At 40.2% G+C, this 21,204-nt stretch carries 19 protein-coding genes; 16 read left to right on the forward strand and 3 right to left on the reverse strand.

Annotated features, from left to right (window positions below):
- Positions 1-82: 82 nt before the first annotated feature.
- The 3 genes from HNR53_RS15885 (at position 83) to HNR53_RS15895 (ending at position 3,148) form a co-directional block, all read left to right on the forward strand.
- A complete protein-coding gene (locus tag HNR53_RS15885; RefSeq protein WP_184527758.1) occupies positions 83-1,252 on the forward strand; it encodes a CaiB/BaiF CoA transferase family protein in 1,170 nt (389 codons plus the stop codon).
- 236 nt (positions 1,253-1,488) lie between these two features.
- A complete protein-coding gene (locus HNR53_RS15890) occupies positions 1,489-2,553 on the forward strand; it encodes an LLM class flavin-dependent oxidoreductase (protein ID WP_184527760.1) in 1,065 nt (354 codons plus the stop codon).
- Between the two features lie 97 nt (positions 2,554-2,650).
- Entirely contained in the window at positions 2,651-3,148 is a 498-nt protein-coding gene (locus HNR53_RS15895; protein ID WP_184527763.1) for a nuclear transport factor 2 family protein, read from the forward strand.
- Positions 3,149-3,348: 200 nt separating this feature from the next.
- Here the strand turns inward: HNR53_RS15895 and HNR53_RS15900 are convergent, their stop codons facing one another.
- Positions 3,349-4,305 (reverse strand): alpha/beta hydrolase, encoded by a 957-nt coding sequence (locus HNR53_RS15900; RefSeq protein ID WP_184527766.1) that lies wholly within the window; start codon positions 4,303-4,305, stop codon positions 3,349-3,351.
- 241 nt (positions 4,306-4,546) lie between these two features.
- Between HNR53_RS15900 and HNR53_RS15905 the strand changes: the two genes are divergently transcribed.
- The 6 genes from HNR53_RS15905 to HNR53_RS15930 all read left to right on the forward strand — a co-directional run bounded on the left by HNR53_RS15905 (position 4,547) and on the right by HNR53_RS15930 (position 10,242).
- Positions 4,547-5,617, forward strand: coding sequence for a phosphotransferase family protein (locus tag HNR53_RS15905; RefSeq protein WP_184527768.1), 1,071 nt, complete (start codon positions 4,547-4,549; stop codon positions 5,615-5,617).
- A 192-nt stretch (positions 5,618-5,809) separates the two neighbouring features.
- Positions 5,810-6,418, forward strand: coding sequence for a TetR/AcrR family transcriptional regulator (locus HNR53_RS15910; protein ID WP_184527770.1), 609 nt, complete (start codon positions 5,810-5,812; stop codon positions 6,416-6,418).
- Between the two features lie 144 nt (positions 6,419-6,562).
- The gene (locus tag HNR53_RS15915) at positions 6,563-7,744 is read left to right on the forward strand and encodes an iron-containing alcohol dehydrogenase (RefSeq protein ID WP_184527772.1); all 1,182 of its coding nucleotides are present in this window, start codon (positions 6,563-6,565) and stop codon (positions 7,742-7,744) included.
- Between the two features lie 154 nt (positions 7,745-7,898).
- The gene (locus tag HNR53_RS15920; protein ID WP_184527774.1) at positions 7,899-9,539 is read left to right on the forward strand and encodes an acetate--CoA ligase; all 1,641 of its coding nucleotides are present in this window, start codon (positions 7,899-7,901) and stop codon (positions 9,537-9,539) included.
- A 143-nt stretch (positions 9,540-9,682) separates the two neighbouring features.
- Positions 9,683-9,910, forward strand: coding sequence for a hypothetical protein (locus HNR53_RS15925; RefSeq protein WP_184527776.1), 228 nt, complete (start codon positions 9,683-9,685; stop codon positions 9,908-9,910).
- 80 nt (positions 9,911-9,990) lie between these two features.
- Positions 9,991-10,242: a heavy-metal-associated domain-containing protein gene (locus HNR53_RS15930; protein ID WP_246439614.1), complete on the forward strand. Its 252-nt coding sequence runs from the start codon at positions 9,991-9,993 to the stop codon at positions 10,240-10,242.
- A gap of 111 nt (positions 10,243-10,353) precedes the next feature.
- Here the strand turns inward: HNR53_RS15930 and HNR53_RS15935 are convergent, their stop codons facing one another.
- Positions 10,354-10,518 (reverse strand): hypothetical protein, encoded by a 165-nt coding sequence (locus HNR53_RS15935; RefSeq protein WP_184527778.1) that lies wholly within the window; start codon positions 10,516-10,518, stop codon positions 10,354-10,356.
- A gap of 165 nt (positions 10,519-10,683) precedes the next feature.
- On the opposite strand from HNR53_RS15935, the gene HNR53_RS15940 reads away from it, so the two are divergent.
- Positions 10,684-11,079 carry a hypothetical protein gene (locus tag HNR53_RS15940; RefSeq protein WP_184527780.1) on the forward strand — a complete coding sequence of 132 codons (396 nt, stop codon included), beginning with the start codon at positions 10,684-10,686 and terminating at the stop codon, positions 11,077-11,079.
- Positions 11,080-11,497: 418 nt separating this feature from the next.
- Here HNR53_RS15940 and HNR53_RS15945 read toward each other — a convergent pair whose 3' ends face one another.
- Positions 11,498-13,507 (reverse strand): molybdopterin-containing oxidoreductase family protein, encoded by a 2,010-nt coding sequence (locus HNR53_RS15945; protein WP_184527782.1) that lies wholly within the window; start codon positions 13,505-13,507, stop codon positions 11,498-11,500.
- 205 nt (positions 13,508-13,712) lie between these two features.
- Between HNR53_RS15945 and HNR53_RS15950 the strand changes: the two genes are divergently transcribed.
- The 6 genes from HNR53_RS15950 (at position 13,713) to HNR53_RS15975 (ending at position 21,200) form a co-directional block, all read left to right on the forward strand.
- Positions 13,713-14,267 carry a 4Fe-4S dicluster domain-containing protein gene (locus HNR53_RS15950; RefSeq protein ID WP_184527784.1) on the forward strand — a complete coding sequence of 185 codons (555 nt, stop codon included), beginning with the start codon at positions 13,713-13,715 and terminating at the stop codon, positions 14,265-14,267.
- 9 nt (positions 14,268-14,276) lie between these two features.
- On the forward strand, positions 14,277-15,854 hold the full coding sequence (locus HNR53_RS15955; RefSeq protein WP_184527786.1) for a PucR family transcriptional regulator: 1,578 nt from the start codon (positions 14,277-14,279) through the stop codon (positions 15,852-15,854).
- A 405-nt stretch (positions 15,855-16,259) separates the two neighbouring features.
- Positions 16,260-18,623, forward strand: coding sequence for a molybdopterin-dependent oxidoreductase (locus HNR53_RS15960; RefSeq protein ID WP_184527788.1), 2,364 nt, complete (start codon positions 16,260-16,262; stop codon positions 18,621-18,623).
- A 14-nt stretch (positions 18,624-18,637) separates the two neighbouring features.
- Complete coding sequence (dsrO, locus tag HNR53_RS15965) at positions 18,638-19,261, forward strand: sulfate reduction electron transfer complex DsrMKJOP subunit DsrO (RefSeq protein ID WP_184527790.1); 624 nt, start codon at positions 18,638-18,640, stop codon at positions 19,259-19,261.
- 14 nt (positions 19,262-19,275) lie between these two features.
- Positions 19,276-20,490: an NrfD/PsrC family molybdoenzyme membrane anchor subunit gene (gene nrfD, locus HNR53_RS15970; protein WP_184527792.1), complete on the forward strand. Its 1,215-nt coding sequence runs from the start codon at positions 19,276-19,278 to the stop codon at positions 20,488-20,490.
- Positions 20,491-20,513: 23 nt separating this feature from the next.
- Entirely contained in the window at positions 20,514-21,200 is a 687-nt protein-coding gene (locus tag HNR53_RS15975; protein ID WP_184527794.1) for a TorD/DmsD family molecular chaperone, read from the forward strand.
- Positions 21,201-21,204: the final 4 nt, after the last annotated feature.

Genomic DNA, 21,204 nt, shown 5'->3' on the forward strand with positions numbered 1-21,204 from the left:
ACAACTATTTGTTTTATTGGAAAATAATTGAATAAACAGAGAGCCGGTCCTTTATTCCTACATATGAATGGAGGCGAACTAGATGAACGGACCGCTCCAATCGATAAGAGTTGTCGATCTGACCCGTTTATTGCCTGGACCCTACTGTACGATGTTTCTTGCTGACTTCGGGGCAGAAGTGATTAAGATCGAGGAACCGATTCTAGGTGACTATACAAGATGGGAAGAACCAAAAGCGGAAACGGACAGCGCCATTTTTTCCTCATTAAATCGAAATAAAAAAAGTGTAACCCTTAATTTAAAGTCAGATCAAGGGAAAGAACTATTTAAAGAGTTAATCAAAACGGCGGATGTGTTAGTCGAATCATTCCGTCCCGGGGTAATGGACCGATTAGGTTTGGGCTATGATACCTTAAAGACCATTAACCCAAGACTGATCTATTGTGCCATTACCGGGTTTGGGCAAACTGGTCCTTATGCCAAGATGCCAGGTCATGATCTGAATTACTTAAGCTATGCAGGGCTGCTCCAGCTTCAAGGTGAAAGGAAGCAAAAGCCTTTTCCGCCTCCTGTTCAGATTGCCGATATTGGCGGAGGCTCTTTAATGGCTGTTATGGGGATTCTTACGGCAGTGATAGCAAGAAACGAAACAGGAAAAGGTCAGTTTATTGATATTTCCATGTTGGATGGTACTGTTTCATGGCTGCAAACGATCCTGCCAAACTACTTGGCAAATCATGAGCTGCCAAAAAGAGGGGAACTGCCTCTATCGGGAAGTAAAGCCTGTTATGAAGTGTATGAAACTGCTGATCAGAGGTATTTATCAGTGGCTGCACTTGAAGAAAAATTTTGGGTGGAATTTTGCAAAGGGATTGAGAGGGTAGATTTTATTGGAGATCTTCATGCTCCGCAAAACAAGCAAGATGAATTAAAGCTCGAAATAGGGAAAATTATGAAAACGAAAACGCTTTATGAATGGTTAAATGTTTTTGCAAACTTTGAAACTTGTATTTCTCCGGTTTTAACTTTTGCTGAAATGACTGAAGATCCACAAATAAGAGAGCGCGGGATGATTCAAGAAATACCGGGATTAGATGGGACTCATATCGGAATTCCAATTAAATTGTCTGACACACCAGGCAGCATTCAATCGATTGCCCCTAAATTAGGCGAGCATAATGAGCAGATCTATAAAGCATTGGGCATGAAAAAGGAGAAAATAGATTCCTATATACAGGAAGGTATAATTTAATCCATGTAAGATATTCTTTAATGATTAATTATCTGAATTGTTTGAAAATTTAATGGTGTTAAGCTATAATATAAATCAAATGGTTGTTTGTTTTATTGGTTGCTCTTTTTAAAGGAGGGATAACGAAATTGGATCCACCCCTTGCTGTTTAAATGTAAACGCATCCAATCTGTCTTTTGTTATCATGTTTGTTCTATAAATTAATATAAACAAAATCATTAAGGGAGTGTTGAAGGATGAAAATGGGATTATTCTATGTTAATGAGTGTCACGATCAGAACTATGAAAGAGCATATGGAGAAATGCTGGAACAAATCCAATATGGTGAAGAACTTGGTTTTGAAAGTGTATGGTTAGCAGAGCATCATTTTAGCGCATATGGCAGCATGCCATCTCCTCAAGTCGCTGCGGCGGCCATCTCCCAAATAACAAAGAAGATGGATATTGGAATTGGCGTCAGCATTTTGAACTTTGATAATCCCGTTCGGATTGCTGAAGACTATGCCATGGTAGATGTTTTAAGTAATGGACGCTTAAAATTCGGAGCTGGACGCGGCTATCAGCCAAGTGAAGCAAAGGGGCTTGGTATCAGCCTCGAAAGAACGAGAGAGCGTTTCTGGGAATACGTTGAAATTATCCAAGGATTATGGAATAACGATACCTTCAGCTATAACGGCGAGTTTTATTCATTCGACAGCTTGAGATTAACACCAAAACCAATCCAAGAAAGAATTCCATTCTATCATGCTTGTATCAGTCCTGAATCCTTTGACTTAGTAGTAGAAAAGGGGGCGCCGGAATTTATGGTTACGCCAACCCTGATGGTCATGGATGACGTGCTGGAATATACAAGACGGACAAGGGATCGCTTGTTGCAAAAAGGGATTATTCCATCCGTTCATATGAATTTGCAAATGAATATTGCTGACGATACAGATCAGGCCATTAAAAATGTAGAAAAAGAAATGGCGATTTATTTCAATAAAGTGCTTGAGCTCATTCCGGGTGCTAAAGGAACACAAGCTCCTGCAACCTATGAAAGATTCGCTGAAGTCGCCAAAGAATTTGACGGGCCAATCAATGTTGGGGCCTTAAATCAATCAGGAGTGGCCTTATTATCGGGTTCTGAAGAAGCCGTAAATCGACTGGAAGTAGTTGAACAGGCTGGCATTAATAGTATGTCTTGCTGGTTTAGAATGGGGGATATGGAACACAAGAAAGTCATGAGAGCGATGAAACGCTTTGCCGATGAAGTGCTTCCATATTTCAAATCACCTGTGCAAAAGGCGAATGTTCTATAATATCGCAATATTTAAATAATGGACTCTATTCAGGTTCATTGTGGAACAGGTTAAAAACAGGATTTAAAACAACAAAATAATTTGAGGAGTGATGGATATGCAGCAAACATTTGCTAAAACGCTTGAAGGTAGAATCTTAGAATTAGAGGCTCGAGAGCAAATTAAGGAAATCATTGCCAACTATAACCATGGGGTCGATAAATTGGACGAAAAATTATTCATGGATCAGTGGGAAGAAAATGCTGTATGGGATATTGGCGACCCGTGGGGAGTCTGCAATGGGAAGCAGGAGATTGTAGAGAAAATCAGAGCGATTTGGCAAGGACTTCCTGAAACCCATCATTACGGGATGAATGAAGTGATTAACGTGGATATCGAAAATGGTACGGCTTCATGCGTATCTGATGTCGATTGTACCGCGACAAATGCTAATGGAGTTGCGCTAGTCATTGCTGCCACGAACTGGGATCAATATAGCAATAAAACCGGAAAATGGCGCTTGACGGAAAGAAAAATCAAAATTCATTACATGACCCCTGTCTTAGAGCCATGGTCAGACAAACCGGAGTCACGTATCAATCCTAAATTAGAATAATAGATAATGTATAAGAAGAAGCTGACTTAAAAAGTTTATTATTCGCTTTTTGATGTCAGCTTCTTCTGGTGCCTGACACCAAAAATGGACATTTGTACTTGTGGAATGGACAATTCAAGTTGGTTCATTCTTTTTTGTTCAGAATAAAAACCAATTACTTCCTATTAGTTAGAAGGTAATTGGCTTTTTTTAGACAGAGATTATCGAGCGGCGCTTGAAGAAAATACTTTATTAAGCGCTTCTGTTATTTGCTGGAGGGCTTTCCCGGCATCGTCCATAATCACCGGCATCCAGAAGAAACCGTGAATCTGCCCGTTATATCTTGTCTGTTCTACTGGTACTCCTGCTTCTTTTAATCTGGCAGCATAAGCCTCACCTTCATCGCGAAGGACATCATATTCCGCTGTGATTATGAGCGCCGGCGGTAATCCGGATACATCATCCGCAAGCAGTGGTGAGGCATAAGGATGATATTTATCTTCTTCATTATTTAAATAATGATTCGCAAACCAATGCATGGCAGGTGTTTCCAAATAATGATCCTTGCCATTTTCCATATAGGATTGCGTATTAAAAGAAAAATTCGTTACAGGGTATAGCAAAACTTGATAGGCGATAGACGGTCCCTTGCGCTCCCTTGCCATCAATGGAACAACAGCAGCCAGATTTCCCCCGGCACTATCACCGCCAACAGCGATGCGGCTGGGATCGCCATTATGTTTCGCAATGTTTTCAGCGACCCACTTGGTTGCTGCATAACAATCTTCTGCAGGGATCGGGAATTTGTGCTCAGGGGCAAGGCGGTAATCTACGGATACAACCAAACATTTGGTAGAATTTTTGACAGAACGAAGAATCGGATCGATCACATCTAAATTGCCCAACACCCATCCGCCGCCATGGTAATAAACAAAGACCGGAAATGGACCTTCCCCTTTTGGAGAATAAAGACGTAAGCCGATTTGACCGCCATCCACTGGAATAGTGAGATTTTTTACTTTTCCTACCTCCTGGGGTTCCCCAACGACACCTTCATAGAAAGCAAGCAAACCATCACGGTTTTCTTGTACCGTCATTTCCTCAATGGCTTTTACACCAGTGGCTTTTGCCGCAGCAATTTGATCCAATAGATTTCTTACTTGGGGTTGTAATGGCATCCATATACCTCCAGTTTTTAGTTTGAAATCGTTTACAACTAAAATTATATCGCTTAAGGAAGGATAGATCAAGGTAGTTAATGGAAAATTCAGAAAATATAAAGAGCACTTCGAATACGCTAAAATAATTGTACTTTTCAGATAATTAAATTGAATCATCCTATTTTACTTGTTATAATAAAATCAAACAAACGTTAGATTTTTAACTTTATTCAACTTTTACTTAGGTGGTGAAGGAAGGATGAAAAATAAACAAGCAGTAGAAACGATTCCGATTCGAAATGGCGAGAACTTTAATCAGGAGGCATTAAGAAATTACTTATATGAACATGTCGAAGACTTTCCAAACCGGGAGTTAATGGTGGAACAATTTCCAACCGGTGTATCCAATTTGACCTATTTGATTAAAAGCGGTGAATGGGAAGCAGTGATGCGCCGGCCTCCATCAGGGCCCCTGCCGCCTAAAGCTCATGATATGAAAAGGGAATCAGATTTATTAAGAAGTTTATCTCCGGTATTTCCTTATGTACCTAAACCCTATGTTTACTGTGAGGATAAATCCATTATCGGGGTACCATTTTATGTCATGCAACGAAAAAAAGGCGTTGTACTAGATGATCAATTTCCCGAAGGTTTTACACCCACAGCAGAACTTTGCCAAAACCTGTCCTATGCTGTAGTGGATGCGCTGGCCGAATTACATTCGATTGATTATGAAAGAGCCAATCTAGCAGGATTTGGTTTCCCCAATGGATTTTTAGAAAGACAGGTGAATGGCTGGATCAGCCGCTACCGAAAATATGCAACGGATGAAATTCCTTATTTTGCCCCATTAGCCAGATGGTATATCGATCATCTTCCTGCGTCAGAAGGGGCTGCGGTTATCCATAATGATTATAAATTGAATAATATGCTGCTTTCAGAAAATTACCAAAGGATTGAGGCTATCCTTGATTGGGAGATCGCAACCATTGGGGATCCTCTTTTTGATTTAGCAGGTGCATTAGGCTATTGGCTCGAAGATAACGATCCGGATTATCTCAAAGAGAGCCTGCCAACTGTTACTGTTCTTCCCGGTTTTATCAAGCGGAGAGAGTTCCTCGAGAGGTATGCAGAGAAAACGGGAAGGGATATTCCACATGTCAATTATTATCTCTCTTTTACCTATTTTAAATTGGCCGTTGTCCTGCAGCAGATTTACTATCGCTGGAAAGTAGGGCAGGCGGTAGACCCGCGTTTTGCTGACTTTATGACAAAAGTAAAGCACCTCATGTTTCATGCCTTTGAAATAGCAAACACCTGTAATGACTAGCATCATGATTATTGATAAAACTTGAAGAAGTTCCATCTATAATAAACTTTGATACCTGAATAAATATTGTGAAAATAAAGACAACAATGTAAAATATTATTCAAACAAGTGATTGTTTTATGAAGGAACATTTATAAATCAATCAGATTTTTCAATGGGTATAAGGTTTAAAGATGAGAAGGAGTCGTTATTATGGGTAAAAATGTAAAAACAACAAAAAAGTCAAATGAAAAATATATGAAAATTGTCGATGCAGCGGCAAAAGTATTCCGTGAAAAAGGCTATAAAGAAGCGACATTAGAGGATATTGCCAATGCGGTCGGGATGTTGAAAGGGAGCTTATATTATTATATTGATAAAAAAGAAGATTTGCTCTACTCCGTTGTGGAAAGACCATTGAATGAAATGACCGAAAATCTACGAAAGATTATTCAGACAAATGATTCGCCGACACTCAAGCTTGAAAAGGCTTTGATTAACCATATCAATGGTTTTGAACGGTATCAAAGCGAATTATTTGTGTGGATTTCAATTGAGTGGTTTAAGGCTGAATTTGGCGGGAGAATTGCCACGTTAGGAGACGAAATTGACCACATGTTCCGTCAAATCATCAGCGAAGGGATTGAAAAAAACGAGTTTAGACGTGATTTGGATCCGAAACTGATTACGTTTGCCATATTTGGTGTTTTTAATTACATGCAGCGCTGGTATTCACCTAATCATGGCTATACCTTACAGGAAATATCGGTTCAGTTTAATAAATTTGTTCTCCAAGGGATTATGAGTAAAGTTTTGCTCTAATTCTTATCAGGTACTAATCATGTATACAAATGTCTATGACAGCTCAAAAGACGAGGAATCCTCATCAATAAAGGGCATCGTTGGTATGTAAAAACAAAGCATCCATCGATTCGGCGTGTTAAAGTTTATTCTGGAGGTTAGTTCATGATTTATCACTATCTACCTGTCGAACGCGTTCATTATGGGATTCAATGCACGGCGCAAAAATTAATAGATGAGGTCTGTCATTTTAACGCGGAAAAGGTACTAATTGTTACCACAAATAGTCTGTTAAAGTCTCATCCCTTTATGGAAATGGTCCAGTCCCTTCACAATCATTCGATTAAAACGTTCACCATCTGTACAAAACAGCATGTTCCAGGAAGTATATTATTGCAGGATCTTAAAGAGATGTATCATTATCATCCTGATTTGATCATTAGCTGCGGCGGTGGAAGTCCAATTGATGGAGCAAAGATTCTTTCTTTTTGTTTAGCCCAAGGGATTCAAACAGAGGAGGAGATTTACCAGTACTCCGATCATACGGTGAATCATAAGCCCATTCACATGAAGCCATATATTCCACATATTGCGATTCCAACCACCTTATCAGCTTCAGAATTTACAAGCATTGCAGGAGTAACAAATGAGGAAGACAAAATCAAATACAAGTTTTCTCATATACACATGACTCCTAAGAGCGTATTTCTAGATCCGGTATTTACGATCGATACACCCGAATGGCTGTGGATATCCACTGGGATTCGTGCCGTCGATCACGCTGTAGAGACCCTTTATTCACCTGAACCAAATCCTATTAATTCAGGTTTAGCTTTACAAGCCTTAAAAAAATTGTATACTTCTTTACCTCTATGTAAAAAAGAGCCGTCTAATCTGGAATACCGTCTAGAATGCCAGCTGGGCGCATGGCTTTCATTATTCTCGGTGGTGAATATTAAACTCGGATTATCGCACAGCATCGGCCATCAATTAGGTTCTTTGTTTCACGTTCCGCATGGAATGACATCCGCGATTATGCTGCCGCACGTCATGCGCTTTCTTTTACCAAGAACATCCCAAGAACAGGCGCTGATTACGGAAGTACTAGGTCATGCTAAAAGTGGCGATCGGGTAGAAGAAGCAGCATTGGCACCTGAGCTAATCAGCGAACTCATTGAAAAATTAGAAATTCCGCACCGATTGAGAGACTTTGATATCGCCAAAGACAGTATCCCTGAATTAGTCCGAAATATTCTCGTTGATATTCGCGGAGAAAATAATCGCTTTGTATTAGGAACAGGAGATCTAGAAGAAGAAATAACAACTCTATTACTCCAAGCATGGTAGTAATAATTCTGTTTAATGAAAGGACTTTTAAACAAATTGGAGAAATAATGTCAGACACTCTATTCTTTCACCATTTTGCGGAATAAAAATTCCGAATAGTCAAAAAATAAATTGTTGTTCATCCACCAATAAACCGTTCAAGGAGTGGTTGTCAATGAAATACGAAGAGCTTTTTGAATCATTTTCATGGGAAAAAGTAATCCAGACTTTTGCTTGGAATGTTCATGAGAAGTTTAATATGGCACATGAATGTTGTGATCGATGGGCAGATGATCCGGAGCGGATAGCTGTTTATTGGGAAGATGAATCAGGGAATAAAGATGTTTGGACGTACAAGCGTATGAAAGAGCAATCCAATCGTATGGCCAATGCCTTACGATCACTTGGAGTCCAAAAAGGGGATCGGGTGGCCGGTCTGCTGGGAAAAGAAATGGAACTCATTATCACCGTTTTAGCCTCTTGGAAAATTGGCGCTGTCTATGTTCCGATGTTTACGGCCTTTGGACCTGAGGCCATTCGCTATCGATTGGAAAACTCAGGATGCAAAGTATTGGTAACGAATCAAGAACAGGCGGCGAAAATAACCGATCTTGACCTTTCCGCCAAAATCCTCTTAAAGGACGGTTTGACCCATACGGGGCAGACATTTTGGGAATTTGTGCAATCTTTTTCGTCTGATCATGGAACAGTGCCTACCAAAATAACGGATCCATGTGTGATTCAGTATACTTCGGGTTCAACAGGATTGCCAAAAGGAGCTGTTTGGGCACATAAAATATTACTTAGTTCCTATCCTTATGTTCGCTATGCGATTGGAGTGGAGGATGAGGATCGTTTTTATGGCGGGGCTGATTTAGGCTGGGCATTTGGGTTGATTAATTGCACCTTTGTTCCATTAAGTTATGGTGTCAGCATCCTTTGCTATAAAGGTTCTTTCGATGTCGAAAAAACCTATCGACTGTTAGAAAAATACCAGATTACCAATTTTGCTTATGCCCCTACAGCCTACAGAATGATGCTGACATATGGACCTGAGCTGATCAAAAAGTATCACATCCAGGTAAAAAAATTCAGCTCTGCCGGAGAACCATTAAATGCCGAAGTAGTGCGCTTCTTTAAAGAAAATTTTGGCAGAGAAATCTATGATCATTATGGCTGCACGGAGACCGGGATGATCGTTGATAACTTTAATGTAACAGATATGAAGGTAAAGCCAGGCTCAATGGGGCTTCCTTCTCCCGGATTTAATCTTGCCCTTGTAGATGAAGATGGAACCATCGTCAAGAAAGGTGAAATTGGTCAAATAGCCGTTGACACGACTGCTTTCCCCAATTTCTTCCTCGGCTATTGGCAGGATGAGCAGAAAACAAAAGAAAAGATCAGGGGCAAATGGCTTCTGACCGGGGACTTAGCCAGCAGAGACGAGGAAGGATATTTTTGGTTTGAAGGACGCGCTGATGATATCATTTCCAGTGCAGGGTACCGTATTGGTCCATTTGAAGTCGAAAGCAGTCTCATTGAACATCCTGCCGTAACGGAAGCAGCTGTCGTCGGAAAACCGGATGAAGCGAAGGGAGAAATCGTTAAAGCATTTATCGTCCTTTCCCCAACCTATGAACCAACCGAACAGCTGGCAAAAGAATTAAGTATTTTTGTGAAAAATAAACTATCCAAACATCAATACCCGAGGGAAATTGAATTTGTTGAACAACTCCCAAAGACCCCAAGCGGAAAAATTCAACGATTTCTATTGAAGAAGCAGAAAAACATGGGGTCGGTTCTCTTGTTTCCCTAATAAATGCGATTAAATCAGTTGCTATCATGGTCTTTTTCTATGACAAATGCACTGGTGGAAATTGCCAATTGTTTTCTAATTATTTCTATCACAAACTAAAAGCAACCATCCTGATATGCATTAAAGGCAGAGGAGCGATAAACATGAGAATCAGTATGGATTTGCTAAGCCAAACGGAACGGCTGCACTATGATGACCCAACATGCGGTGTATTAATTGACATTTTCCAAAATGGAAATTATTGGCACGCAGTAGCAGTGGCAGAAAACGCAGAATGGTACTGCCATAATGGATTCGGTGATACAAAGGAGGAGGCTTTGAAGGAAGCGATTGCCGGGGTTATAGAACTTGTGAAAAATCGGGATTTATAAGTGTCTATTCAATTTTTCTATTACACCATAAAAATTTTGCCGCAAGCATGGATATGATATATTTATGGGCACCATATCAAATGAGCATGACTATTGAGAAAAACGTGAGGAAGGAAGTACGGAAATTGAAAGACATGACGATTATTATCAAAGAAGCAACCAGAGAAGAACCAATCCAAGAATTAGAAACGATATTAATGCAAATGGACGGAATTGAAAGGGCTTTGGTAGACATAACTGATGGCGAGGTAAAAATTACTTATAATGAGTCCCAGGTGAATGACGAAATGATTAAAAACAGAATTCGCCAGCACGGCTTACATTTGCATTGAGCTTTCTGAATATAGAAACACCCGGGATAAAGTGCACACCCGGGTGTTTCTTCATAAAGAAGTTTATCGCAAAAACGACCGTCACTGAACGGTGTCACCGGCTGTGGTCGATCATTTTGCATTTCCTTTTTTCATAGCATGATTAAGTTTACTGGCATTTTCCAATCCCTGGTCGCTAAAGGCGTTATCGTTGCTCAAGTTATTTTCAATTTCTCCGCGATCCATCCCACTCTCGACATTTTTCGTTTGTTCTTTATTATTGTTGTATTCAGGCATTTAGATTTCATCCTTTCTTTTTTGCATTCCTTAGATATTTACCTTTTCCATTTTTCCTTTTAAACATGTATTTCAATCGAATTACATTAATTAAGAAAATAGTAACAATTCTTTCCGCTTTGAATGGTAAAATGAAATGGTATAGAAAGGATGAGGGGGATATCGATGAATCGCTTCAGGAAGGTATTATATATTTGTTCATTTTTATTAGTTGGAATAATCTTAACAGCATGTGGGCAAAGTGAAACAAAACAAGAAGACATTGACCCAAAAATTTGGGATGATAGTTTAAAAGCCTATGAGATTACCTCGGATTATGTTGTGAATAAAGATTTCCAATTAACTGCTGAGGAAGAAAAATTTTTAGAGGATTATATGAACATGTCAAATGAAGTTCTGCTGGGTGACAGTGATCAATATAATGAGGCAGAGCAGAATATGGTAAACGAAATCGTTACGATTATTCATACTGTAAACATACATAGAGAGACGCAAAATGAAAGAGCGCTGAATGAACTCGAGGATAATTTCGCGAAGTTGAAGGAAACCTTCGGAAAATAAAAGTCAGCAGCGTAAGGATTGAATTCAATGAGGGGTAGCTCACTGACTAAAAGTGTCTTTTTTAGCAAAGCTGTGTTAAAGGTCAATGTTGATTTTGGAGGACTTTGTTGATTGGAGTGGAAGGCACGAAGACTCCTGCGGGAATAGCGAGACAGACGAGACCCCGCAGGCACGAAGTGGCGAGGAGGCTCGGCGGTCGCCCGCGGAAAGCGAAGTGCCTGGAACGGAAATCAACAACCAAGTTTAACAGAGCCTTTAGCAAAAAAGTCCTCTTTCAAATTAGAAAGAGGACTTTTCCTCTTTTAATATAGAGGAATCTGATTATCTACATTGGGCAGATAATCAGATTCCTTTTTTGGTTAAAATGGAGCATTTCAAAATGCGTTGACGGCGCTATTTACCAACAGTGTTCAGATTTTTATAACTTCCGCACATTCACGAATGTATCAAAGAATGCCGCCGTTTCGTTTCCGCTTTCAGGGTGCTGGTTGGTTACAAGCTCGTTTATATTTATTTCTGACTCTGGATACCACCCTTGGTAGATCAGGACAATATCTTTTGCCACCTGTTTACTGTAAACTGCCTTTATCTCGATACAAGCCTGCTGGTTATAAACCTTAACGATATCCCCGTTCTTAATGCCTAAAGCACTAGCCGCTTTGGGGTGGATTCCCACAAATGCTTCTGTCTCATCAGAGAGTTGTAAAAAATGAAATTGAGAGTTGAATGCATATGGATGGTGAGGAGTCATCAGCCAAAAGGGATACTCTTTTGGCGGGTATTTCCCTAACACAGATTTATCCAATGAAGGTGATTCAGTTGTTTTTCCGGAAGGCTGGTCATCTTTCGTTTCCGAATAAGCTTGACGATCAGACAATACATCTTGCGCCATAACCCCCGTCATCCGTCTTTCTTTTAAATCTAACACGTTCCTAATGGAATAATGACGAAACACTTGCTCATTAAATTGCGCATTAAGATATTCCTCTTCTGAAGGATACAGCGGAAAAGTACAATGTGACGGCAAGTGCTGCTTCAGTCTTTCTGCTAATTCTGTCATGATCCTCCATTCACTTCTGCTTTCGTAAAAAGGAGAAACGGCTCTTTCATTTAACGCAATTTCTTTATGCCAGCTGCTTGCAACGATATCCATTTCTTCAAAATGGGTTGTGGTTGGCAGGATCAGGTTTGACATTTGTGCGGTAGGAGTCATGAATTGATCCACCGTTACAACCAAGGGTATTTCCTTCAGCCAACGCTTTGCTTCATTTGCGTTAGGCTCTTGTGTTAATGGATTTGCGCATGTTACCCATAACATTTGCACAGGGTGCTGGTTGGGCGATGAATTCCGTTTACTCATTTCATGTATGTTTAGCAGCCGATTTTTTTCAACTCCCTGTTTAGTAAGCTGATTATTGAAGAGCAGCGTGTTGTTCCTTCTAAAATAAATACCCCCGCCCATTTTTCCCGTATCTCCATGAACTTCCGCTAATGTTTCAATGGAATGAATGGTTTGTTCGAAGTTAGCATGTTTTTGCAATCCGGTCCCGACCACATAAGCTGCTGTTTTAGCATTTGTCAGCCACCCAGCTAACAGATTGAAAGCCTCTTCGGATACATCGCAATTTAACAAATATTCTTTTACATCCATGTTTTTGCTAAAATCATGATTTTCAACAGAGTGAATCGGAGCAAAGCTCTTATCGACTGCATTCTGTTCTATTAAGTGTTTAATCAATAAACAGGCTAATGTTCCATCTGAACCCGGTCGTAATTGAATATAGAGATCGGCTAACTCGGCTGTTTGGGTAAAAAGCGGGTCAATGACGACAATTTTGGCGCCTTTTATTTTTGCATCGAAGATAAAAGGGATGAGATGAATATTGGTTGCAGCCGGATTTGCCCCCCAAATGATAATCGTTGCAGCCTCTTTGATCCCAGAAGGGTTAAATCGATTTAGTGCATCATGACCATTTTCAACGGTTTGGCACCCGGAAAATAAACTGGAAGAACCAATCAACCTGGTTGTTTCTCCGATACTTGAAAAAAAATCATCGGCCACAAAATGATGAACACCGATATTCCCAGAACCTTTAAACCATGCAAAAGGAAGAAAACTTCCAAAATGTTTATATATGTTCAACATTTCACTAACGATCAGTTGAAAGGCCTTTTCCCATGTTATTTGAATAAATTTCCCTGATCCCTTAATTTTTTGATAGTAAGGGTATTTTAGGCGTTCACTGTGGGTGTTTTTTTCTGTGTAAGAAAATCCTTTTGCACAAAGCTTTCCCTTTGTATAAGGATGGTTGAAATCGCCGGCAATACGAAGGAGGCGGTCGTTTTCAACATAGGAAATCATCGTGCATGAACTTGGACAATTTCTCGGACAAACATTCTGGCATTTTCTTGCTGGATGATGATTCATGCTTACTCTCCTCGCATCTCAGTCGTAAGAGCCTATTTTTGCAGGGCTCGTCATCATAAGACGATATCCTTTCACAAAATCGACAATAAAATTTCTTATACATTAGGTTATGATGAACTTATTCAATATAAACATATTTTATTATGTATTCATGGGGGATAAAAGGGTTTTTTTAAGGAATATTTAAGAAAGAAGGGAGAACTTCATGTCATCACGTTTAGTATTTTCCATTGACCTTAATCGATGTATTAATTGTAAAACCTGTGAGATGGCCTGTAATGATTTCTATGGTTTGATGGGGAATCATCGAAGAAATGTTGTTACTTTCGAAACAGAAGCGGATCTACATCCACTCCATATTTCAATTTCATGTAATCATTGTATGAATCCTGTTTGTCTTTATATTTGCCCTGAGAATAATTTCCAAGTGCGTGAAGACGGGATTGTTGTGCATAATCCAAGCCGCTGTAAAGGCTGCCAGCGTTGTATTGAAGCATGTCCTTTCGATGCCTTAAAACTAAATCCTCAAACAAATTGTGCGGATAAATGTAATTTTTGTATTGACCGGATTGAACAAGGTATGCGCCCAATATGTGTGGAAAACTGTATCACAAGTGCTCTGAGCATCATCAAGGTAGATGCGAATGAAATGAAGTCCAATCATTTTCAAGATGCTGACATACCTATTGTTGCTTACACTAATCCTTCTATCCATATATTAAAAAAACAAAAGGGACAGATATTTTTAAGGGAAGGATGATAAATCTTAATGAAGCGGTTATACCAGGATATGCTCTTATCGATTCCGCTCTATCAACTTACCTTTTTGACTCCTTTGCCGCAGGAGAAACTCTATTATGAAACCGTATCGACAACTATTCCTGACCATTGGTTTGAAAGTTCCACTTTACTCGTACTTGATTCAGACGAGGAATGTTCAAAGTTGAACAATATTAAATACGTCAATCAATTAATTCAAGATTCGAATCTCGTGGCGATCATCATTTGTCAGGAGCAGAATTTTTTGTTTGATGATCATTGTCTGTCACTTTTAAGCGATTGCAAAGTGCCTGTTGTGCGAACGGAAGAAGTTTTATCCCTTCCCGTTTTACAAACGAATAGACATCCTCATTCTTTTAGCATGCTGAGCTTGGAGCTAAATGGTTTTATGAATAAAGGGTTTATGGATGTGGCCACTAATCTTTCTATTGCTTTAGACGCACCATTCCTCTTTATCGATGAAAATCATCAACTTCTGTGGCAAATCGGTTCACAAAAAGAGATTGAAAAAGCGCTGCAGTGGTTAAAAACCAATGCGAAGGATAGCGGGGGGGTAAACCAAGCTCGATTCATATTAAGTGAGCAAAACCTCGCTGGAAAGACAGTGGAACCTTATGACCTATACTTAATCAATATCGCGGGACAGGTCCAATTATCTTTAGTCACCTACTCGAATTTTTCGGAATGGCAGAGGCTGATGATGGATAAATTCATCGGCTTAACAGCCCTTTTTTTTCAAACCGATGAAATGATTCGCGGGCAGCAGGAAAAAATGAAGGAGCATTTCATTTATGACCTTCTTTATCACAAGTTCGAATCGAAGAAGGTTCTCGTAAAGCAAGGAAAGTCCTGGGGCTGGGATCTGGATAAGCCGCATCATTTATTCATCATTGATGTCACCATTCCGGAGGAATTAATGCTCCATTTAGAGTGGATGGATGAAATGATGTCTCATATCGAGACTCAATTTTCACAGACGGATGGCATTATTTTATTTCCTTTTCAAGATCAACTGGTTGTTCTCTTAGAGGATGATGAAAGCCACAATCCAAGTAAAAGAAAGAATTTTGTCTTTGCAAAGGCTGTTTTAATGGAACAAGAACTTTCGCGTCTCTGGTCCGACTGTCAATTTCATATCGGAATTGGGAAATGGTATCAGGACAGTGTCAATCTTAATAAAAGTTATCAGGAAGCTAAAATGGCTTTACAATTTGGCCAAGTTTGGTTTGAAAATCATCATGTCTTCCATATCAATGATCTGGGAATTATTTATCTCATTATCCATCTTCACAAGGAGATTTTATCTGATTTTTGTCAAGAATACTTAGCGTCCTTAATGGAAAGCGATGTGAAGAATGGAACAGAATACCTAAAAACACTAAAAGCTTATTTTCAGTTTGAAGGAATTACGAATGAAGTATCAGATGCGTTGTACATTCACCCGAATACGTTAAGAAACAGGCTTAAAAAGATTGAAGAGATTACCGGCGTGAATCTGCAGAACACGACAGAATATTTGAACTTAATGGTTGCTGTTAAAATCCATTATTCATTGTTTTTATCTTAATATGTTTTTTGGGCATTCGATTAGCCGCTTTTTCAGCAATCGGATGCCCTTTTCATTTTGAAAATTGGTTGGGATACTTGTTAACAAAATTGTAGAATTTGTCTGTTTTGTGACGGGTGAGTGCCATGTTAAACACTTGTTTACCTGATAAACTCGGCTAATAGTTGATATCTATTCACATAATGTTCAATAACTGTCCGTTGTCACTACATAAATATTATTAAAGGTTATGAATCGAACACAAATTAGCCTGTGTAAGTCTAGTGAAGGCCACACTCCTCATTCTAAATAATTCGTAATAAAATCAATTTGTAGCAGAAATATCACTCAAATATGGATGAACGTCGAAATGTATTCTTTTCTACTAATCTTATTTATGGAAATTGAAATGGAGTGAGAATCACAATGAATATATCAAGAAGAAATTTTATTAAAGCGGGTGCAACTGGAACCGCAGCCTTGGGACTTTCAGGCTCTCTTTTTTCAAAAAATTGGTTTCAGACCGCTGCCGCTAAAGAGGAGTCAAAGGAAAAATTAGCTTTCACCTACCATACAACCAATTGTGGCGGACGCTGTGCTTTCCAATGTACCGTGAGGGAAGGCAAGCTGGTAAAAATCGTCCCTAATAATTGGACAGATAAACGGTTTTCAACAGTTTGTCTCAAAGGACTGAGCGAGTTGGAGAGAATCTACAGCCCAGACCGTCTGCAAACTCCATTGAAGCGTGTGGGCGAAAGAGGAGAAGGGAAATTTGTTCCGATTTCATGGGATGAGGCCCTGACGACGATTGCTAATAAGCTAAAAGAGTTAAAAAGTAAACATGGCGGTGACTCCATTCTGTTCAGTTGTTCATCAACTGTTGAATATGGCTATCCGTTCCTCCCATCTCTCTTGGGTGCGCAATTTGCCATTGAAAGCGGAATTGATATTGGCTTAGCCAATGGGTTGGAAGAGTGTATCGGCGGACAGGCATATGGCTATGTCCAAAACGAAACATCCGACTGGGTAAATTCAAGAACGATTATCTACTTAGGCTGTAATATTCTTGAAACTACCTTAACGGATTCGAAGTTCTTTTTTAAAGCAAAGGATGCCGGAGCGAAAATCATCGTGATTGATCCAACGTATACGACAACGGCTTCAAAAGCTAATCAGTGGATTGGGATTAAACCTGGTACAGATGCAGCATTATTGCTTGGAATGATTAGCCTGATTCTTGAAAACAACTGGTATCAGCAGGATTATTTAGTGCAAAATACATCCGCACCATTTTTAGTAAGAGAGGATAATCAGCAGTTACTAAAGGTCAATGATGCTGCAGAAGGCGGAGAAAAAAATCCTTACCTTGTTTGGGATACGAACAGTGGGTCAGCTCGTCCTTTCAATGCTGCAGGAGTGAAGGCACAATTAGAAGGCAAGTTTACGGTTAATGGGATCAAAGTAAAAACCGTATTTACTTCCCTAAAAGAAAACCAAAAGCAATATACCGTAAAATGGGCATCTGAGAAAACAGAAATTCCTGAAGAGATCATCTATGGCTTAACGAGTGATTATGCTACCCGCGGACCGGCTGTTCTTGGCTGGGGATTTGGCGGTGGTGATAAGTGGGCGAATTCCGATGTGACAGGTCATGCCGGCGCCATCCTCGGTGCCTTAACCGGCAATATTGGCCGGGTTGGGGGCTCTGTTGGAAACGCTTTATACCATGGTACATCCTGGAGTGCAAAGCTTGGTACATGGGAGCTTCCTGAACAGTTTAAAGCGACACCGCTGCAGATGACGACACAAGATTTTCGTGAAAAACCGAACAATGTAAAAGCCGTCATTAACATTGGTAATACGCTGCAGCAGCATTTTGCTAATTTAAGTAAAACAATTGATTGGATTCATACATTAGATTTTGTCGTAACCATTGATCCTTTCCATAATCCGAGCGTGAACTTCTCAGATATCGTCCTTCCGGCGAGTACAAGCTTCGAAAGTGAATATGAGATCAAGAACATGCAAGTCAATCGCTCCCATGTCCTTCTTTCACAGAAAGTCATTGAGCCATTCCACAAAAGCAAATCGGATTTTCAAATTGAAAAGGAATTGGCAGCCAAATTAGGCTTGGATCAATATCTACCGAAAACACCGGAAGAATATCAAAGGGCCCGTCTGAATTCCGACGATCCGGCACTAAAGGGAATCACTATTGAAGCCCTGATCAAGAATAATGGCATTATGCGATTAAATGTACCGGACGAACCTTACCGTGGCTTTATGGATCAAAAGTATGACACGCCTTCTACGAAATTAGAACTTTACCATGAAAAAATGGCAGAAGACCATCAGGCACTGCCAACATTTGACGAACCGGGTGAGGCATCATCTGAAAATTCATTAAGTAAAAAATATCCGCTCCAATTCAGTCAGGCGCATACAAAATATCGGGTCCATTCGCAATTTACCAATGCCAAATGGATTAACCAAATTGATCAGGGTCCAAAGTTGGAAATTAATCCTAAAGATGCAAAAAGCCGGGGAATACAAAATGGGGAAATCGTCGAAGTTTTTAACGATCGCGGCAGCTTCAAAGCACACTGTAAGCTGACAGAAGCCCTTCGCCCAGGACAAATACGATTGTATGAAGGCTGGTGGACCAAGCATATGGTGGGGGGAAATCTGCAAAATGTCACAAATGATCAATTTAACCCCCGTCAGTATAAGCTACGTTACGGCCCGGTTATACCTTACAATGATACCTTGGTAGAAGTGAAGAAAATTTAAGTGGTGGTGATAGTATGACTAAACTAGGAATGGTCATTGATTTAAATCGTTGTGTAGGATGTCAAACCTGTGTCAATGCTTGTAAAATGCAGAATAATGTCCCAATGGGCATGTTGTGGAATCGGGTTCTTACGCAAGGCTCCGAAGTACTTGACGGTGTTTCAGGAGAATATCCACATGTGCAAAAGAAATATGTCCCAGTGGCATGCCAGCACTGTGAAAATGCTCCATGTGTAAAGGTATGTCCAGTTGAGGCTACCTACAAAGCGGAAGATGGCAGAGTCTTAATTGACTATGACCGCTGTATCGGCTGCCGCTATTGTATGGCGGCATGCCCTTATAATGTCCGTGTCTTCAATTGGGAAGAAGCCGTTCGTCACCCTGGCTTTAATTATGGTGACAGCAAAGTGCCTGTCCGTCCAGTCGGGGTCGTGGAAAAATGCTCGATGTGTAAAGAAAGAACCGATGACGGATTAAATCCGATGTGTGTGGTCTGCTGTCCGGCTGAAGCAAGAATATTTGGCGATCTAGATGATCAGAATAGCGAAGTGTCCCGTTTGATTCGGGAAAAGAACGGGGAAACGCTATTAAAAGAAAAAGGCACGAAACCACAAGTCTATTATTTGGGCTTGTCTTAAGGAGGGGATCATAGATGAGACGAAATCTATCAATATGGATGGGGGCTTTAGGCCTCCTCAGTTTAGCCGGCTTCGGGGCCCTGGGCTATCAGCTCGTAAATGGACTGGGTGTTACGGGGATGAATAATGCCACCTCCTGGGGTCTTTACATTACGATGTTTATGTTCTTTGTAGGTCTATCTGCCGGGGGATTAATTGTATCTTCATCGGCAACGGTGTTTAATATTCCTTCATTTAAGGTAGTAGCAAAGCCGGCTACCATTCTTTCAACGGTTTGTATTATAGTCGCAGGCATTTTCATTATGGTTGACATAGGGAGTCCTTTCAGAGTTTTGAATCTCCTTTTACATTCGCAATTCAAATCGCCATTAATGTGGGATGTTTGTGTCATTTCGCTTTATTTAACCATTAATGTTCTCTATTTATATTTAATGACTCGAGCAGTTCAAAATAAAAAGCTCTTGAAAATCATGTCCTGTGTGGCACTGCCGGTTGCGATTCTTGTGCACTCGGTTACGGCTTGGATTTTTGGTCTGCAAATTGCCCGTGAAGGATGGCACAGTGCTCTTATGGCACCGTTGTTCGTAGCATCTGCTCTAGATTCGGGTCTTGCGCTGCTTATCATTGTTCTTGTTCTATTGATTCAATTTAAAGTATTTATAGTAGAGAAAAAATTGATTACAACTTTAGCGGGACTTTTAGTTACATGTGTAGCGGTCGACGCCTACTTCGTTTTCTCGGAAATATTGACGATGTTTTATCCTCAGGAAGAATCCGTTATGCTTGTGTTAAATGAAATGCTGAAGGGCACCATGGCTCCATTTTTCTGGGGAGAAGTGATTTTAGGGTTTGTCATTCCGCTTGCTATTCTGCTATTTAAAAAGAATCGTGAAAAAACAGGCTTGGTCATTTTTTCTTCTGTATTGATTGTAATCGGAGTATTTTTTAAACGGGTATGGCTTCTTTTTACTTCGTTTATCCATCCGCATGTGGAGGGAGCACCGGGAATCACCCTCGGTACTTATACACCAAGTGAAAGTGCAAATGTATTTCCAAGCTTCTGGACACTTCACGGACAGTATGCGCCGACACTCATTGAGTTAATGGTTGTGTTTGGAATGATCTCGTTTGGAGCTTTGCTCTTTATCTATCTATCCCGCCGGATCCTCATGAGTAAGGAAACAGGAGCAGCACAATCAGAATCCACTCAATATGAGGCTGCGAATTAGCACATCAATAGGGAGGTTTCATCATGAAAGAATCATGGGATGATGTATGGAGTTTGCGTTCAGCATTGTATAGCTTTTTCGCTAATAGTTTGCTAGAGCCGATACAAGGATCGAATACAGTAGTATTCACAAAGAACTCTTGGAATAACTTTCCAATAAAATGTGCAAATCCGCAGATGCAGTCTGGTATAGAATGGCTGTTAAACTGTGCAGCGAAACTGGAGGCTTTTTCAAAGGAAGAGGCAACGGAACAAGTCATGATAGAATATACAAGTCTTTTTCTTGGACCAGGTTTGCCCAATGCGCCACTTTGGGAATCATTCTACCGGACGAGTGAAAAAATCTACTTTGGCCGGACAACATTTGAAATGAAAGCCATGTTGTCTGCCCATGGTTTAGAAAGTAAACATAAGAATCAGCAGCCGGAAGACCATATCGGACTTGAGCTGCTGCTGCTGTCCGTATTTAGTGACAACATAGCCAAATGTGAATTAGAACAGCAAGTTTCGCAGATAAGAAAGCAGATTGCATTTATCGATGAACATTTGCTTTCCTGGATTCACGAACTATGCCGTGATGCAAAAGAACATGCTACCGTAGGCTTTTATGGCGGTTTAATTGAACTGATTTGGGGAGTGCTTCTCTGGGATCGCGAACTCCTGGAAGAGTTTGTGAAGAGTCATGAGCAGGCATTCGTATCAAGTGTGTAAGAGA

Source organism: Bacillus benzoevorans (genome assembly GCF_014207535.1).
In the GTDB taxonomy this organism is placed as follows: Bacteria; Bacillota; Bacilli; order Bacillales; family Cytobacillaceae; genus Bacillus_BD; species Bacillus_BD benzoevorans.